Origin of the sequence: Saccharopolyspora erythraea (assembly GCF_018141105.1) — a bacterium.
Lineage (GTDB): Bacteria > Actinomycetota > Actinomycetes > Mycobacteriales > Pseudonocardiaceae > Saccharopolyspora_D > Saccharopolyspora_D erythraea_A.
Genome location: NZ_CP054839.1, coordinates 1022782 through 1039858 on the forward strand (window position 1 = coordinate 1022782; position 17077 = coordinate 1039858).

Annotated in this window: 13 protein-coding genes and 1 pseudogene; 6 read left to right on the forward strand and 8 right to left on the reverse strand. The window is 71.2% G+C overall.

The window, feature by feature from the left end; genetic code table 11:
- Positions 1 to 61: 61 nt before the first annotated feature.
- Positions 62 to 793 carry a S1 family peptidase gene (locus HUO13_RS04680; protein ID WP_211902658.1) on the reverse strand — a complete coding sequence of 244 codons (732 nt, stop codon included), beginning with the start codon at positions 791 to 793 and terminating at the stop codon, positions 62 to 64.
- Between the two features lie 248 nt (positions 794 to 1041).
- Here HUO13_RS04680 and HUO13_RS04685 point away from each other — a divergent pair, with 248 nt between their 5' ends.
- Entirely contained in the window at positions 1042 to 2025 is a 984-nt protein-coding gene (locus HUO13_RS04685; protein ID WP_211900250.1) for an NAD(P)/FAD-dependent oxidoreductase, read from the forward strand.
- Between the two features lie 161 nt (positions 2026 to 2186).
- Here HUO13_RS04685 and HUO13_RS04690 read toward each other — a convergent pair whose 3' ends face one another.
- The 6 genes from HUO13_RS04690 to HUO13_RS04715 form a co-directional block, all read right to left on the reverse strand.
- Positions 2187 to 2933: a S1 family peptidase gene (locus tag HUO13_RS04690; protein WP_011873213.1), complete on the reverse strand. Its 747-nt coding sequence runs from the start codon at positions 2931 to 2933 to the stop codon at positions 2187 to 2189.
- Positions 2934 to 3179: 246 nt separating this feature from the next.
- Positions 3180 to 4226, reverse strand: coding sequence for a class II fructose-bisphosphatase (gene glpX, locus HUO13_RS04695; RefSeq protein WP_211900251.1), 1047 nt, complete (start codon positions 4224 to 4226; stop codon positions 3180 to 3182).
- Positions 4227 to 4759: 533 nt separating this feature from the next.
- Positions 4760 to 4975: an exodeoxyribonuclease VII small subunit gene (locus HUO13_RS04700; protein WP_432757849.1), complete on the reverse strand. Its 216-nt coding sequence runs from the start codon at positions 4973 to 4975 to the stop codon at positions 4760 to 4762.
- Positions 4976 to 5010: 35 nt separating this feature from the next.
- Positions 5011 to 5466 (reverse strand): hypothetical protein, encoded by a 456-nt coding sequence (locus HUO13_RS04705; protein WP_211900253.1) that lies wholly within the window; start codon positions 5464 to 5466, stop codon positions 5011 to 5013.
- Positions 5463 to 6647: an exodeoxyribonuclease VII large subunit gene (gene xseA / locus HUO13_RS04710; protein WP_432757822.1), complete on the reverse strand. Its 1185-nt coding sequence runs from the start codon at positions 6645 to 6647 to the stop codon at positions 5463 to 5465. The genes HUO13_RS04705 and xseA overlap by 4 nt, the downstream gene beginning before the upstream one ends.
- 354 nt (positions 6648 to 7001) lie before the next feature.
- Positions 7002 to 7466: a lipid droplet-associated protein gene (locus HUO13_RS04715; protein WP_211900254.1), complete on the reverse strand. Its 465-nt coding sequence runs from the start codon at positions 7464 to 7466 to the stop codon at positions 7002 to 7004.
- Between the two features lie 141 nt (positions 7467 to 7607).
- Here HUO13_RS04715 and HUO13_RS04720 point away from each other — a divergent pair, with 141 nt between their 5' ends.
- Positions 7608 to 8636 (forward strand): 4-hydroxy-3-methylbut-2-enyl diphosphate reductase, encoded by a 1029-nt coding sequence (locus HUO13_RS04720; protein ID WP_211900255.1) that lies wholly within the window; start codon positions 7608 to 7610, stop codon positions 8634 to 8636.
- 914 nt (positions 8637 to 9550) lie between these two features.
- Here the strand turns inward: HUO13_RS04720 and HUO13_RS38305 are convergent.
- Positions 9551 to 9991 (reverse strand): annotated as a pseudogene (locus HUO13_RS38305) (DUF6542 domain-containing protein); the annotation flags it as partial.
- A 184-nt stretch (positions 9992 to 10175) separates the two neighbouring features.
- On the opposite strand from HUO13_RS38305, the gene HUO13_RS04730 reads away from it, so the two are divergent.
- The 4 genes from HUO13_RS04730 (at position 10176) to HUO13_RS04745 (ending at position 16997) form a co-directional block, all read left to right on the forward strand.
- Positions 10176 to 11762, forward strand: a complete 1587-nt coding sequence (locus HUO13_RS04730) for a sugar ABC transporter ATP-binding protein (RefSeq protein ID WP_211900257.1) — start codon at positions 10176 to 10178, stop codon at positions 11760 to 11762.
- Entirely contained in the window at positions 11759 to 12823 is a 1065-nt protein-coding gene (locus tag HUO13_RS04735) for an ABC transporter permease (protein WP_211900258.1), read from the forward strand. The genes HUO13_RS04730 and HUO13_RS04735 overlap by 4 nt, the downstream gene beginning before the upstream one ends.
- A 32-nt stretch (positions 12824 to 12855) precedes the next feature.
- Positions 12856 to 13860, forward strand: a complete 1005-nt coding sequence (locus tag HUO13_RS04740) for a substrate-binding domain-containing protein (protein WP_211900259.1) — start codon at positions 12856 to 12858, stop codon at positions 13858 to 13860.
- Positions 13861 to 14501: 641 nt separating this feature from the next.
- A complete protein-coding gene (locus HUO13_RS04745) occupies positions 14502 to 16997 on the forward strand; it encodes a glycoside hydrolase family 172 protein (protein ID WP_211900260.1) in 2496 nt (831 codons plus the stop codon).
- Positions 16998 to 17077 lie beyond the last annotated feature (80 nt).

Sequence of the window (17077 nt, forward strand, 5' to 3'; positions counted from 1 at the left end):
CCCGGAAAGCAGAAGACGCCGGTCCGCGCCCCGGACCGGCGTCTTCTGCTGCCTCGAGAGGTCAGACTCCCGCGACGTCGTTGATCCAGCCGCGGTAGGCGGTGGCGTCGGTGTAGATCGACGGCGCCGTGCCGCAGACCGGGACCAGGCTGCCGAGCCTGCTGGTGACGCCGGTCAGGCGCCAGTTGCCCGGCGTGCCCTCGAGCTGCGGGCCACCGGAGTCGCCGAAGCAGGCGTTGGTCAGCAGCCGCGAGCTGCCGGTGCAGATCTCAGTGCCCTCGTCCACCGCGCTCAGCGAGCACTGGCCGTCGTCGACGACCGTGGTGTCGAGTTCCTGCAACTGCACGGGCGGCTGACCGCAGCCGCGGACCGGGCAGGTCACACCCCAGCCGATGATCCGGGACTGCGTCCCGACCGGGCCGGACGCCTCGGCGATCTCGACCGGCTGCTGCGACACCGCGTGATCCAGCTTGAGCAGCGCGATGTCGCCGTTGGGGTTCTTGGTCGTGTAGTCGGGGTGCACCACAACCGCGGTCACACCGGCCTGCTCGCCGCCGGCGGTGTGGTCCGGGCTGCCGATGCGCAGGCCCAGATCCGCCGGAGTGGCGTCCTGGACGCAGTGCGCGGCGGTCAGCACCCACTCCTCGTCGATCAGCGAGGCGCCGCAGCTGTGCTGCCCCTGGCGCTGCAGCGAGGCCATCCATCCGTAGGGCTCGGTGGCGTCGTGGCCACCGACGATCAGGGTGCCCGGCCCCTCCTGCGGCGCGGGTGCGGCGTTGGCGGTCGCCGGCAATGCCCCGATTCCCATTGCCAGCGCCGCCAATGCACCGAGCACCAGTGAAGATCTGCTCACGGCTCTCCTCTCCCGCTCAAAGACCCGTTCTGCCGAAGCTAGGTGCGGGGTTACCGGCCAGGTACCGCCAACTGCCAGGCGCAGTTGCGCAACACGGCGGAGCAACCTCGGCATTTCGCGCGCTATGTGCGGGTCTGCCGGGTCTAGCCTGGGAAGCATCCGCACGGTGGCGACCGAATGGGGTGGGCATGACCCCGGTTCCAGGCGAAGTCGATCTGCTCGTGGTCGGGGCGGGCCCGACCGGACTGTTCGCGGCGTACTACGCCGGTTTCCGCGGGATGTCGGTGGCGGTGGTCGACGCGCTGCCGGAGCCGGGCGGCCAGGTGACCGCGATGTACCCGGAGAAGATGATCTACGACGTGGCCGGGTTCCCGGAGGTCCGCGGCCGCGACCTGGTCGACGCGCTGGTGCGGCAGGCGGCCCAGTACGACCCCGTCTACCTGCTGGGACGCCACGCCGAGAAGCTGTCCGAAGTGGAGGACGGCCTGCTGGTCGACATCGGCGAGCGCGAGTCGGTCAGGGCGGGGGCGGTGCTGGTCACGGCGGGGATCGGCGAGTTCACCCCGCGCCCGCTGCCCGCCGCCGACGACTGGCTGGGCCGTGGCGTCGTGCACTTCATCCCCGAGCTGGGCGCCCACAGTGGACAGGACGTGGTGGTCGTCGGCGGCGGTGACTCGGCCTTCGACTGGGCGCTGGCCCTGCACCCGGTCGCGCGCAGCGTGACCCTTGTGCACCGCAGAGCCCGGTTCCGCGCCCACGCCGGTCTGGTCGCCAAGGTGCAGGACCTGGGCGTACCGCTGATCACCGACGCGGAGGTCGCCGAGATCAGGGGCGACGACGCGGGCCCGCACGAGGTCGAGCTCGCGCTGGGGGGCGACCGCCGGCAGATACTGCCCGCGCAGGCCGTGGTCGCGGCGCTGGGCTTCACCGCCGACCTGGGACCCATCGAGTCCTGGGGACTCGAACTCGAAAAGCGCACGATCCGGGTGGACAGCACGATGCGCACGAATCGGGAACGCGTCTACGCCGCGGGTGACGTCGCCGCTTATCCGGGAAAGGTGAAACTGATAGCGACCGGATTCGGGGAGGCGGCCACCGCCGTCAACAACATCGCGGTCGCGCTCAACCCCGAAGCCCACCTGTTCCCCGGGCATTCCTCGAACATGGGATGAGGCCGCGGGCGGCACTGCCGGACGGGGTTCCGGCGCATTCGCCCACGGCCTCTGTCAGCCGATGCGGTGGCGATTGCTCGCGAAAGTGTGGGGTTTGGGGAGTTCCGCGAGAATTCGCCGCGACCCGGGTTGTTCGGGGTTCACCCGGGCGGTTGGCCGGATCAGCCGCCGGTGTTCTGGTTGATCCAGTCGGTGAAGGCGACCACGTCGGTGTAGATCGACGGGCCGGTGGCGCAGGTCGGGTTGTTGTTGCCCGCACGGCTGGTGGCGCCGATCAGCTCCCAGTTGCCCGAGGTGCCCTTGATCTGCGGGCCGCCGGAGTCGCCGTAGCAGGCGCCGGAGTTGCCGCCCGGGTTCGCGGTGCAGATCTCGGTCGGGCCGTCGATGCTGGTGCAGTCGCCGTCGTCGACGATGGAGGTGTCGAGCTCCTGCAGCATGGTCGGGGCCTCGCCGCAGCCCTGCTCGGGGCAGGTCTGGCCCCAGCCGATGATGCGGGTCTCGGTGCCCGGGGCGCCGGACTCGGCGGCGATCTTGATCGGGGCGGCCTGCACGGCGTGGTCGAGCTGCAGCAGCGCGATGTCACCGGAGTCGTGGGTCACGACGTTGGTCACGCCGGCCTCTTCGCCGCCGGTGGTGTTGTCGTTGCTGCCGATGCGCAGGCTGAAGTCCGACGGGCTGCCGCCCTGCACGCAGTGCGCCGCGGTGACCGCCCAGTCGGGCTTGATCAGCGACGCGCCGCAGCCGTGGCTGCCGCCGATCTGCAGCGAGGCCATGAACGAGTACTCCTCGGTGGCGTCGTGGCCACCGATGATGCGCACACCCGCGTCGTCGGCGGATGCGACCGCTGGGAGGCTGATCGCGCTGCTGACGGCAGCGAGTACCCCAATCAGAACGGAACGCTTTCGCATATCCGTGGAGTCCTTCCGTGAACCCCGGCGCCGGTCGCCGGATGGCCACAGACCGTATGCGGCATTCCTCGAAAGGTGTACCCACTTAGGGAGTAAATGCGTCGTGTCCAAGGAACGGGGTGCTTAGCCGTCCACGAACTCCGGATGACCGGGAAACCCTCGATTTCCTGCGGTTTCACCCGAAACCCGAATTGGCGGGTTTCGGGTGAAACTGTGAAACGCGGGAAAAACTGCCGTGCCGCGAAATCAGGGCAACAGGCCGTGCCGGGCGGTCTCGCTCTCCTGCCCGAAGTCCACGTTCGCGTACTCGCGGAGCTTGGAAAGGCGGTGCGAGCCGTCGATCATGCGGACGGTGCCGGACTTGGAGCGCATGACGATCGACTGGGTGCTGCACCGGTTGGCGCGGTAGTGCACGCCCTTGAGCAGGGCGCCGTCGGTGATGCCGGTGGCGCAGAAGAACACGTTGTCGCCGCGCACGAGGTCGGAGGTGCTGAGCACGCGTTCGACGTCGTGGCCGGCGTCGGCGACCTTGCGGCGTTCGTCGTCGTCCTTGGGCCACAGCCGGGTCTGGATCTCACCGCCGAGGCACTTGAGCGCGCAGGCGGTGATGATGCCTTCCGGGGTGCCGCCGATGCCCATCAACATGTCGACGCCGCTGTCGGGGCGTGCGGCGGCGATGGCGCCGGCGACGTCGCCGTCGGAGATGAACTGGATGCGGGCGCCGGCCTCGCGGACCTCCTTGACCAGCTGCTCGTGGCGGGGGCGGTCCAGGATGCAGACGGTGACGTCGGAGACGTCGATGTGCTTGGCCTTGGCGACCCGGCGGACGTTCTCCCCGGTGGGGGCGGAGAGGTCGATCACGCCGGCGGCCTCGGGGCCGACGGCCAGCTTCTCCATGTAGAACACCGCGGAGGGGTCGAACATCGCGCCGCGTTCGGAGACCGCCAGCACCGCCAGCGCGTTGGGCATGCCCTTGCTCAGCAGCGTGGTGCCGTCGATCGGGTCGACCGCGACGTCGCAGTCCGGGCCTTCGCCGTTGCCGACCTCCTCGCCGTTGAACAGCATCGGGGCCTCGTCCTTCTCGCCCTCGCCGATCACGACGACGCCGCGCATCGAGACGGTGCCGATCAGCTTGCGCATGGCGTCCACGGCGGCGCCGTCACCGGAGTTCTTGTCGCCCCGGCCGACCCAGCGACCGGCGGCCATCGCAGCGGCCTCGGTGACCCGAACCAGTTCCATCGCCAGGTTGCGGTCCGGTGCCTCGTTGCGGCTTTCGGTGGTGGACGTGCTCATCGCGCCTCCCGGGTGGTGAGCGGGTTTCTTCGTGTTCTCCACGGCCCGCGGGCGCGGTGTGCGGTGTGACGTGCGCCGCGCGCAGGCTCATTGCGACAGATCTTCCCAGATCGGCGGGGCTCCAGCGGGGTCACGTGGGGCAGCCCACTACGCCTGCGGCGCCGCGCGCCCGGGGCGGGACCGCCGAGCGCGCACGGCGTCGCAGCAGGTCGCAGGGCCCGGCGGGTGGAAGCGGGACAGACCTGGCCGCACCGGTGTGCTTGGAGATGCGGGTGGTGCGAGTGATGCGACTGGATGCCGCGGCTTCCACGGCCGCTGCCAGCGGCCTCCCCGGTTCACGGCCGTCCAGCGGCCTCCCCGGTTCACGGCGGTCCAGCGGCCTCGCCGGTTCTCTGCCGCCTCGCGGGTGCGCCGCTCTCAGCCCGTGTCGCTACGGCTACCCGCTGCCCGTATCGCTTCCGCCGCCCAGCGCGAGAGGCGCGGTGCACCGCCCGCTTTCCCGGCCGACGGCCCGCTCCGCGTACCGCGCGGCGCTACTCGTCCTCGACCGACGCCAGGGCGCGTTCCACGCGTTCGCGCGCGCCCGCCAGGTGGCGTTCGCACACCGCGGCCAGCGCTTCGCCGCGCTCCCACAGCGCCAGCGAGTCCTCCAGCGAGAGGCCGCCGGCCTCCAGCTGCTTGACCACCTCGGCCAGCGCGTCCCTGGCCTCCTCGTAGCCCATCTCGGCGACCTCGGGGTGCGCGGCCACCGGGTCGAAGTGCTCGTCCTTCGGGTCGTTCTCACTCACGGGGTGGGACTCTCCAGCCTGCTCTGCACCGACACCACCGCGGTGGCTATCGCCTGGTCGTAGCCGACGAACGCCTCGGCGAACTCGGCACCGTCGCCTTCGCGCACCGCGTCGTTGATGCGCAACTGCGCCTCCGCGACCCTACGTCGCAGCGCCGACCCGTGCCCGAGCCACCACCGCTGACCGACGTAGCCCGTCGTCGCCTCGGCCAGCGCGCGCAACCGCGCGGGCAGCGACTTGCGCTCGGCCGAGTCGCAGCCGCCCAGCAGGGCGGCCCAGCAGCCCGCCGCCGCCGAGTCGGCCTCCTCGGCCCGCCGCCACACCTCGCCGGCGGGCTCGCGCCGCGCGTGGTCGGCCTGCTCGGTGGCCGCCGACCGGGCCACGCCCACGGTCAACGGGAGGAACGTGGGCTCCTGCTTCGGGTGCACCAGCTCCTCCGTCCTCGCCGTCATTCGTCAGTGACCGCGTACACCGCCCCGTCGACGACCCTGACCCGGAGCCTGGTCCCCGGCGGTGCCTCGTCGACCGACCTGAGCACACCGTCCACCCCGTCCGGATCGACGAGCTGCACGATCGCGTACCCGCGAGCAAGAGTGGCCGCAGGCCCGAGGGTCGTCAAGCGTGATCGAACTCCCTCCACCCGGTGCTGTTCGGTGGTCAGCACCGAGGTCATCGCCCGCCTCGCCCGGTCGCGCAGCCCGCTGACCTGCTCGGACCTGCGGTCGAGCGGCCCGATCGGATCGGCCAGGACCGGTCTGCTGCGCAGCGCGTCGAGCAGTCTGCGCTCGCGGTCCACCCATCCGTGCAACGCCCGACGCGCCCGGTCGCGCAGCTGGTGGATGCGCTGGGTCTCCTCGGCGACGTCCGGTACGACCCGTTTGCCCGCTCCGGTGGGGGTCGAGCAGCGGACGTCGGCGACGTGGTCCAGCAGCGGCGAGTCCGGCTCGTGCCCGATCGCGCTGACCACCGGCGTCCGGCAGGCCGACACCGCCCGGCACAGCGCCTCGTCGGAGAACGGCAGCAGGTCCTCGACGCTGCCGCCGCCGCGGGCCAGCACGATCACGTCGACCTCCGGCATCCGGTCCAGCTCGCCGAGGGCCTCGAGGATCTGCGGCACCGCCGTGGAGCCCTGCACCGCCACGTTGCGGATCTCGAACCGGACGGCGGGCCAGCGCAGCCGGGCGTTGCTGAGGACGTCGTGCTCGGCGGCCGAGGCGCGCCCGGTGATCAGGCCGACCTTGTTCGGCAGGAACGGCAGCGGGCGCTTGCGCGCGGGGTCGAACAGCCCTTCGGCCTTGAGCAGCTGGCGCAGTCGCTCGATGCGGGCCAGCAGCTCACCGATGCCCACCGCGCGGATCTCGTCGACCCGCAGGCTCAGCGTGCCGCGCCCGACGAAGAAGGTGGGCTTGCCGTGCACGACGACCCGGCTGCCGTCGGTCAGCGGCGGCTCCATGTTGCGCAGCAGCGCCGACGAGCAGGTCAGCGTGAGCGACACGTCGGCCGACGGGTCGCGCAGCGTCAGGAACGCCGTGGCCGCACCGGGGCGCGCGGAGATCTGGGTGATCTGGCCCTCGACCCAGATCGAGCCGAGCCGGTTGATCCAGTCGGCGATCTTGCGGGCCACCGTGCGCACGGGCCACGGTTCTTCGGGGCTGGTCGGGGAGGACAGGTCCGCTCCTTTTCGGTCGTGCGGTCGTTGGCGGCGCCGGGTTCGCGGCCGGACCCGGACGCGCCCGCCAACAGCTACCGGGCCGGCGATGTCCGAGGGTATTCGCCCTGGCCGACAGCCCGCGTTGCTGACGCCCAGGGAGTCCCGTCCGCCCACGACCCGCGTGCCGAGGTGCCGCGCGCCCGGCCGCGCGCAGAACGGGCGATCACCCGGCACGCTCGGGGCGCTCGCCAAACTCGCGCGTCCCGAACGCCGCACCTCGGTCGCTCGCCCGGGTTCGCGCTCCCGACGCCCAGCTCGCCCGGCTGCTCGGCGCGGCTACTGGTTGCGCACGCGCTCCAGCCGGTTGGCGAGCATGCGCACGAACTCCGGGCGGTTCCCGTGGGCCTGCTCGTGCTCCAGCAGCTCGACCAGCTCGGCCTCGGTGTAGGAGCGCAGACGGCCCCGCAGCTGCGGCAGGCTCATCCGGTCGTAGTCGGCGAGCAGCGACGTCTCCTCCTCCGGCGCGGCGGGCGACGGGCGCTGCGGCGCGGCAGGCTCCTCGTCCTCGTCGAACGTCGCCCAGGCGGGCTGCTCCTCGTAGGTGCGCAGGCCCGCGAGAGCCTCGTCACCCTTGATCGCCAGCTCGGTGATCTGCTGCTGGACCCGCATCGACACCTGCAACGCCTGGCTCACGACGGTCACCGGCATCCCGAGCAGGGTGGCCGGCAGCTGGCGGGTCTGCTCGACGGCGGTGGCCGCGAGCCCGGCGGCGACCCGCACCGGCAGGGGGAACGATCGCATGGCCACAGCCTGCCGCATGCGCACCCGGTAAGCCACGACTAGTCCGTACGAGCGAACGGTGCGGACCCCGGCGGACACCGTCCGGTGATCCCGCCGACGGCGAGGCTGACCCGATCCGGGCGGGTCCGTACCCTGGATGGCATGACGACCTCGCCCCAGGCCGCCGACCACGCTGACCAGGACCGCCCCGGCGCGGCGTCGAACAAGCGGGTGCTGCTTGCCAAGCCCCGCGGTTACTGCGCCGGAGTCGACCGCGCCGTCATCACCGTCGAGAAGGCCCTGGAGACCTACGGCCCTCCGGTGTACGTGCGCAAGGAGATCGTGCACAACAAGCACGTGGTGGAGACCCTCCGCGAACGCGGCGTGATCTTCGTCGAGGAGACCGACGAGGTGCCCGAGGGCGCCCTCGTGGTGTTCTCCGCGCACGGCGTCTCGCCCGCGGTGCACGCGGAGGCCGAGAGCCGCAACCTGCGGACCATCGACGCGACCTGCCCGCTGGTGACCAAGGTCCACAAGGAGGTCAACCGGTTCGCCAGGGAGGACTACGACATCCTGCTGATCGGCCACGAGGGCCACGAGGAGGTCGAGGGGACCTCGGGTGAGGCCCCGGACCGGGTGCAGCTGGTCGACAAGCCGGAGGACGTCGACAAGGTCGCCGTCCGCGACCCCTCCAAGGTGGTGTGGCTGTCGCAGACCACGCTGAGCGTGGACGAGACGATGGAGCGGGTGGACCAGCTCAAGGGCCGGTTCCCCGACCTGCAGGCGCCGCCGAGCGACGACATCTGCTACGCCACCTCCAACCGCCAGGTCGCGGTCAAGGCGATGGCTTCCGAGTGCGACCTGGTGCTGGTGGTCGGCTCGCAGAACTCGTCGAACTCCAAGCGCCTGGTCGAGGTGGCCCTGCAGGCGGGCGCCAGCGACTCGCACCTGATCGACTACGCCGAGCAGATCGACGAGTCCTGGCTGGACGGCGTCACCACCGTGGGCGTCACCAGCGGTGCCTCGGTGCCGGACGTGCTGGTCATGCAGGTCCTCGACTTCCTGGCCGAGCGCGGCTGGGGCGATGTCGAGGAGGTCACCACGGCCAACGAGAAGATCGCCTTCGCGCTGCCGCCGGAACTGCGCAAGGACCTGCGCGACAACCCGAACGGCCCGAAGGGCGTGCGCTGACCGCTCTCCGCCCGGGCCGCAGCGCCCGGTGGAGGTCCCGTCCAGCAGTCCCCGGAGCGCGATCGGGCTGCCGTCGAGCGCGCTAGGCCAGGGCGGACGCCGTGTCGGCTTTTCCGCGCGCTCAAGGCAGCGCCCATGCCGTTCCGGGCGCGCACCCGTCGAGCCGAAGCGCACGGCGGCGACGTAAAGCGGCGACACCGAACGGGTCCAGTGACCCCGCGATGACGAACAAGGCCCGTGGCTCCCAACCGGAGCCACGGGCCTGTTGTGTGTTGTCCGGACGCCGTCGGTCCTCCGCCACCCGCGGCAGGACCGGCACCGCGCCCCGGCCTACTCGAACGAGTCGTCGCGCCGCGGCCTCCGCGGCCGGCGCGGCGGCTCCGCCTTCGGCTCCGGCGGCCGCCCGCGCCCCGGCGCGGGCCGCGGCGCGCCCGCCCCGGCGGCGCATCGCGCGCCCCTCGCGCTCCGGCCTCGGGTCGCCGCGCGTCCGCGCGGGTCCGCGCCCGCGCTCCGCGCCCGGGCGCCTGCCCGCGCGCCCGCGGGTCGGCGGCGTCGCGCGACGGGCGTCCCGCCCCGCGCTCGTCGCCGCGCTTCGCCGCGCCGCGGCGCGGGTCCCGCTCCGGGGGGCGCTTCGCGCCGCCCTCCTGCGGGCGCTTGGCGTCGCGCTCGGCCATCTTCGCCGAGCCCGCCGCGAGCTTCGCGTCGCGCCGGGCGTCCCGCCGCGCGTCGCGGTCGGAGGATCGCTTCGCCCGGCCGTCCGCGGACTGCTTGCGGGGCGGGGTGTCGCCGTCCTCGGGCGGCAGCTTCGGCAGCGGTCGCCTCTTGGTGGCCGCTTCCGCGTTGGCGTGCGGCGAGCGCTGGAGCACGTACATCCGCAGCAGACCGACCACCACCGCGAGCGCGGTGGTCGCGGCCATCACCGGAAAGCTGCCGATCAGCGGGTTGACCACGGCCAGCGCCTTGGCGGCGAGCCCGCCGTCCTTGGGCGTGCCGCTTCCGGTGAGCAGTACCAGCACCGGCATGACCATCGCCAGCACCAGCGGCGGCTGGACCATCGGGCCGAACATGTTGGCACGTTTGATGAACGCGACCGCCAGCATCGAGCCGACGAAGAAGCACGCCTTGAACAGCAGCCCCGGCTGCGACCAGATCAGGATGTCGAGCAGGGTGCCCGCTGCGGTCGGTACTGCTGCCAGGAGCAATGCACCCCAAAGTGGTACGCCCCTGGTGGTGCCGAAAGCCGAGAGTTCCGACCAGGAAGGCGCGCCGTTGTCGGGGGCAGGTGCGTCCGGGCGCTCGCGGGTGGCGGTCACAGGTACTAACCGTAACGGTCCAGTACCGGGGTTCGGAGACACTGTCGGCGAACTTGCTCATGAACCGGTTCGGTTCCTGCCGTTGTGACCGGTATGTGATGTCCGTGCAGCCGAATGGATGCCCGTTCACCAGGCCCAGCGTGTGAGTCTTGACACAGGACCCACCAGCATCTTAGCGTCCGGGCAATCGTTTTCTCATGCGCATGCCACCGCGACTGGGGGTCGTATGAGCACAGCAGCGCCGCTGGTCGAGATGACCGGGATCACCAAGCGCTACGGGGGCGTGGTGGCCTGTGACGGCGTGGACCTCACCGTCCGCGCCGGGGAGGTGCACGCGCTGCTTGGCGAGAACGGCGCGGGCAAGTCGACGCTCATGCGGGTGCTTTCCGGCGACGTCGGCGACTACGACGGCTCGGTGGCGATCGAGGGCCGCCAGGTGCGCTTCGGCAAGCCCGCCGACGCCCAGCAGGCCGGCATCGCGATGATCCACCAGGAGCTCGACCTGGTGCCCGCGCTCTCGGTGGCCGAGAACCTCTACCTCGGCCGGGAGCTGCGCAACCGGTTCGGCGGTGTCGACCGGCGCCGGATGGCCGCCCGCACCCGCGAGCTGCTCAAGCGAACCGGCATCGACCTCGACCCCGCCCGCGCCGTCGGTGAGCTGCGGGTCGGCGAGCAGCAGCTGGTCACCATCGCCAGGGCGCTGCTGCTGGATGCCAAGGTCCTGATCATGGACGAGCCGACATCGGCGCTGTCCAACACCGAGGTCGAGCGCCTGTTCGCGGTGATCGGCGAACTCCGCCGCGGCGGCACCGGCGTCGTCTACATCTCGCACCGCATGGACGAGATCGGCCAGATCGCCGACCGGGCGACCGTGCTGCGCAACGGCCGGTGGGTCGCCGAGTTCGACGCCAGGCAGGTCACCGCGGAGCAGGCCGCCGAGGCGATGGTCGGCCGCGAGGTGCAGACCATGTTCCGCACCGGGAAGACCGAGATCGGCGACGAGCTGCTGACGCTGTCGGGCTTCGCGGTCCGCCCGCGCAGGCCGCGCGTGGGCAGGCGGGAGCCGGACGGCATCGACCTGACCGTGCGCGCGGGCGAGATCGTCGGTTTATGCGGTCTGCTGGGCTCCGGACGCACCGAGCTGCTGGAGACGCTGTTCGGCGCCGGTTCGCCCGGGAGCTGGGAAGGCACGGTGACGTTGGGCGGACGTCAGGTGCGGCCGAGAGGGCCGCGCCAGGCGCTGCGCGAGGGCATCGCGTTCGTCCCGGAGGACCGCCGCGCGTCCGGTCTGGTCCTCGGGCACTCGGTGATGGCCAACACCGTGCTGTCGGTGGTGGACCGGCTCGGCGTCGGCGGGCTGGTGCGCCGCCGCTCCGAGGTGAGCACGACCCAGGACAGCGTCCGCAGGCTCAAGGTCAAGCTCGGCAGGATCCTCGACCCGGTCGGCACTCTTTCGGGTGGCAACCAGCAGAAGGTCGTCTTCGGCCGGATGCTGCTGACCGAGCCGCGGCTGCTGCTGCTCGACGACCCGACGCGCGGCGTGGACATCGGCGCGAAGGCCGAGATCTACCAGCTGCTCAGCGACATCGCCGCGCAGGGCATCGGGGTGCTGCTGGCCTCGTCCGAACTGCCCGAGCTGGTCGGTGTCTGCAGCCGGGTCGTCGTGCTGCGCGGCGGGCGCAGCGTGGCCGAGTTCCGGACCGCCGAGACGGGTGAAGCCGAATTGTTGGCCGCCGCGATGGGCGAGAGGGTTTCCGCCGGCGGCGGTGACGCGGCGGGGACCGGCCCCGTCGCGGGGGGAGGTGCGCGGTGACCGACCGGACCGATGAGCGGGCCCCGACTCCGGCGACGCAACCCGGCGGCGGGCCGCCCGCCGCGCCGCCGCGGTCCTCGCGGGCGGGGACCGTGGAGACGCTGTTCCGGTTCCAGAGCTTCTTCGGGCTGCTCGCGGTGTTCGTGGCAGCGGTGGTCTTCTCGCCGCGCAAGGACGGCGAGATCCTGTTCCTGTCCAGCGACAACCTGTTCAACATCGTCCGAGCGGTGTCGGAGATCGGGATCATCGGCATCGGGCTGACCTTCGTCATCCTGATCGGCGGCATCGACCTGTCGGTGGGATCGGTGCTCGGGCTGGCCGCGGTCGGCTCGGCCGTGCTGATGATCAACAGCGACTTCGGGGTGCTGTCGACGGTCTCGATCGTGCTGCTGGCGGGCGTCGTGTTCGGCCTCCTGCAGGGCACCGCGGTCTCCCTGCTCGGCGTGCAGGCGTTCATCGTGACGCTCGCGGGCCTGCAGATAGCCCGCGGTCTCGCGCGCATGTGGTCGGGCGGCGAGACGGTGCAGATCTCCTACGGCGACGGGCCCGACCAGGCGCCGATGACGTTCTCGCTGCTCGGCGAGCGCACCTTCGGCGGTGTGGTGCCGATCCCGGCGCTGATCTTCGCCGCGGTCGCGGTGGCGGCGATCCTGTTCCTTCGCACCAGCGCCTTCTCGCGCCACCTGTACGCGATCGGCGGCAACGAGAAGGCCGCGCGGCTCTCGGGTGTCCCGGTGAACCGGGTCAAGATCATCGCCTTCGGCATCGCCGGGTTCTGCGCGGCGCTGGCGGGCATCGTGCATGCGGGCCAGCTCAACGCGGGCAGCCCCAACGACGGCATCGCCTACGAGCTGGACGGCATCGCGGCGGTGGTGGTCGGCGGGACCAGTCTCGCCGGCGGTCGCGGGTCGGTGATCGGCACGATCGCCGGTGCGCTGCTGCTCGGCATCCTCAACAACATCCTGAGCCTCAACAGCGTCAACACCGACATGCAGTTGCTGATCAAGGGTCTGGTGATCGTCGCGGCTGCGGCATTGCAACGGTTGCGCCCCACGTCGTAGCCGCAAGCGGGAACCATCCGGGAGGAAGCACGATGCGCAAGACAACGAGGTCCTTGTTCGCGATGACGTGCGCTGCGGTGGCCATAGCCGCGGCCGGCTGCGGTACGACGAGTGAGAACACCGGCCAGGTCCAGCAGCAGGACCCGACGAAGGCGTGCAAGGGCCCGGACACCAGGTACACGATCGGCATGAGCCAGGCCAACCTCGCCGAGCCCTACCGGGTGCGGATGGACGAGGACATCCGCAAGGCCGCGGAGAAGGTGCCGCAGTTCGAAGTGCTGTTCGCCGACGCGGCCAAGGACAACTCCAAGCAGGTCAGCGACGTCGAGAACTTCATGACCAAGAAGGTCAACCTGCTGATGATCTCGCCGAACGAGGCCGCGCCGCTGACCGACGTGGTGCGCAAGGCCTACAACGAGGGCATCCCGGTCGTGGTGCTCGACCGCAAGGTCGAGGGCGAGGCATTCACCACCTACATCGGCGCGGACAACGTGCAGATCGGCAGGCAGGCCGGCGAGTACTTCAAGAACACGCTGCTGCCGCAGGGCGGCAAGATCGTCCAGCTCAAGGGCCTCTCCGGGTCCACCCCCGCCGCCGAGCGGGAGAAGGGCTTCATGGAGGGCATCGCCGGGTCGAAGATCGAGGTCGTCGACACCGCCGACGGCGAGTGGGAGCGTTCGGTCGGGCAGCAGAAGATGGACGCGCTGCTCAAGGCCCACCCCGACATCCAGGCGGTGTACGCGCAGAACGACCCGATGGCCGAGGGCGCGTGGCTGGCCGCCCAGGCCGCCGGGCGCAAGGACCTGAAGTTCGTCGGCATCGACGGCCTGCCGATCGAGTCGGGCGGCATCAAGGCCGTGGAGCAGGGCAGGCTGTCGGCCACCAACCTCTACCCGACCGGTGGCGAGGAGGCCGTCGAGGCGGCGCGCAAGCTGCTCATCGACTGCCAGCCCCTGCCGAAGGAGCAGACGCTGCCGACCGAGCTGGTCACCAAGGAGAACGCGACCCAGGTCTACACGCGGTTGAACCAGGGCTGACCGCTTCGAGAACCGGGTGGCGAACTTCTGCTCCGCCGGAGTGTCACCCGATTGCCGGACGGTCACCCGGTCGGCGACCGGACACACCTGGTTGAACCGGGCCGCGAACGCCCGGACGCGTGAAGCAGGAACCGGCACTCGCCGGTGCGTCCCGCTGGGGAGAATTCCGCGGGACGCATCGGCGAGTCCGCCTGGGCATGCCCCCAGGTCACGTTGGGACTACGGTTTTCATCCATTGTGGAGAAGCTAATTCCTTTGCGGCGGTTGACGATGCCGGACGCGTAACTGACCGTGAGTCCGATTTGCAATGAATGGCCGAATGCCACCTGGATGGGGGTTGTCCGGCGCTACTCCGCCCGGCAACCATTCTATTAGGTGAATGCGTCGCACCGTTTTCCCGTGCACCGACAGGTGTTCGGACTGCGGCGGCGGGTCCCGCTCATACCCTTTTGCACAAAGTCGAGTGATGTCTTGTTCCCGAGTCGAACCGGGAAGGCGAAGTCGAATCGCGCGCGTGACCGATGGAACCGGTACGGCACCGTCCGCAGAGGACGGTGCCGTGTGTGGGGAGGGCAAGCAGGATGAGAGACGGCTCGAGGGAAGCGAATTCGGCGTATCGCCGTCGCCCGAGCAGGTTCGGAGTGTACCTGGGAGTCGCGACGCTGGCGGCGGCCACCGTCGTGGCCGACGCCGGCCTGAGCCCCGAAGCGGCGTTCGCGCAGCGCAACGCGGCCGCGCGGGGCGCTGTCGGCTGGGACACCTACCGCGACGTCAACGGGCTGACGCAGCTCCGCGGGGGTGAGCAGAGCAGGCAGTTCTCCAGCTTCGCCCGGGACGGCAGCAACAACGACGGATTCCAGGGCACCTTCTCCTGCCTGCGCACCTGGCAGCGCGGTTGCGTGATCGCCGAGCACTCCGGGCCCGGCGAGATCTCCTCGATCTGGTTCACCCGGGAGCCCTGGGGCGACGTCACCGGCACCGGCAACATCATCATCGAGCTCGACGGCAGGGTGGTGCTCGACCGGCCGCTGATCGACGTGGTCACCGGGCGGGTCGGCGGACCGTTCCAGTGGCCGCTGGTCGGCAACGCCGACGACGCCTCCGGCGGCGCGGTCATCAAGGTCCCGATGCCCTACCGGGAGTCGATGCGGGTGACCGTGCAGAACAACCCGTACTTCTACCACGTCAACACCCGCACCTTCCCCGACAGCAACGGTGTGCAGACGTTCAACCCCGCCGACGGTGCATCGGACGTCCTGCGCAGGCTGCGCGGCTTCGGCGTCGCCGACCCGAAGCCGCCGGCCCCGGGGGCGCGGCCCACCCGCCGCGACTTCGAACTCGCGCCCGGTGCGTCGGTGCGGGTCGCCGAGCTCAGCGGGCCCGCGCAGATCAACCAGCTCCGGGTGCGCCTGCCCCAGGTGCTGGCCAGCCCGCAGGTCGTCGACGACGGCATGGCCTACGGCCAGGGCGGCGGCAGCCGCTTCCGGATGGCGGTGCACCCGGGCAACCAGGGCATCCGGGTGATCCGGCGCTACGACCCGCAGATCGCCAACCAGGTCGCGCGCATGAACGTCGACGGCGTGCCCGCGGGGGAGTGGCGCAGCGGGGCGGCCGCGCCCGGCGCCTGGGGCGTGCAGATCATCGAGGTGCCGCCCGCGCTCACCGCGGGCAAGTCCTCGGTCGAGATCGCCAACCAGTTCATCTCGTCCTCGCTGGACGTCAACGAGTTCCGCTACGACGTCCACAGCAAGGTGAACGGTGAGTGGGTGCGCACCGACGTGCTCGACCTCGGCCCGGCCCACCCGGGCGAGGAGGCCGCGCACGGGTACCGCATCGACAACCCGGTGTTCGCGCGGTCCAAGCTGGTCGGCCGCTACGGGTTCCCGCCCGACCAGGTCGCGGCGTCCGACGCGATGCTGGAGACGACGCGGGTGCGCATCACCTTCGACGGCAGGACCACGGTGGACGCCCCGATCGGCGAGTTCTTCGGCACCGGTCTCGGCGAGCACGACGTGCGGACCATGATGAGCTCGGTAGACCCCGGCCTCGACGGCTGGTACACCGCCTGGTGGCCGATGCCGTTCAGCCAGAACGCCAGGGTCGAGATCGTCAACACCGGAGGAGCCGTGGTCAGGGGCGCGACCGCCGAGGTGGTCAGCGCGCCGATGGAGATCGGGACCAACACCGGCTACTTCCACGCCACGCACCGGCGGGCCCCCACGACCCCGGGCCAGGACTGGACGTTCGTCGACGCCAAGGGCGCGGGCACCTTCTACGGCGTCACGCACACCATGCGGGGGCTGATCCCGCCGGGGATGAGGAGCGCCGCGCGGCCGCTCTCGGTGGAGAACCAGGCAGCGGCCAACCAGCGCAACTACCTGGAGGGCGACGAGCGCTTCTACGTCAACGGGTCGTCGAGCCCGGCCTGGCACGGCACCGGCAGCGAGGACTACTACGAGGCCGGGTGGTACTTCCGCGACGGCACGACGTTCTCGATGCCGCTGGCGGGCAACCCGTCGCACGAGCTGAACGCGGACGGCTGCCGCTACGACTGCACCGGCGCCTACCGGCTGATGGTGCCCGACGCGGTGCCCTTCGCCGACGGGCTGCTGGCCGGCATCGAGCACGGGCCGCTCAACGACGAGCCGGGCGACTACAGCTCGGTGGCCTACTGGTACGGCGGCCACCCCGCCGAGCAGCGGCTCACCGACGAGGTCGACCTCGCCGACCCGGCCAGCCGCGACCGGCACGGCTACCGGGCGCAGGGCGAGGCTGTCGCGTCGCTGAACGCAACCTATGAGGGCGGGCGCAACCCGTCGCCGATGACCAGGGCAACCACGACCGCGACCGGCCCGATCAGCTTCGATGTGGCGGTCGACGCGAACGGCGAGGGCGTGCGGCTGCGGCGGCTCGGCGACCAGCAGAACGCCTACCAGGCCGTGGACGTGCGGATCGACGGCCAGCCCGCCGGGCGCTGGCTGCAGCCGCTGGGCAACCCGCACCACCGGTGGCTCGAGGACGAGTTCGACGTGGCGCCTGGCCTGACCGACGGCAAGCAGTCGGTGCGGGTGGAGCTGTTCCCGGTCCAGGGGGCACCCGCCTGGTCGGCCTCGAAGTATTCGGTCTACTCGCGCTAGGGGTGGCTGGATGAGCGCGTTGAAGGGGCGTCCCCGGCGCCGGGGACGCCCCTTCGTCCACATCCACCAGGCCCGTGTCC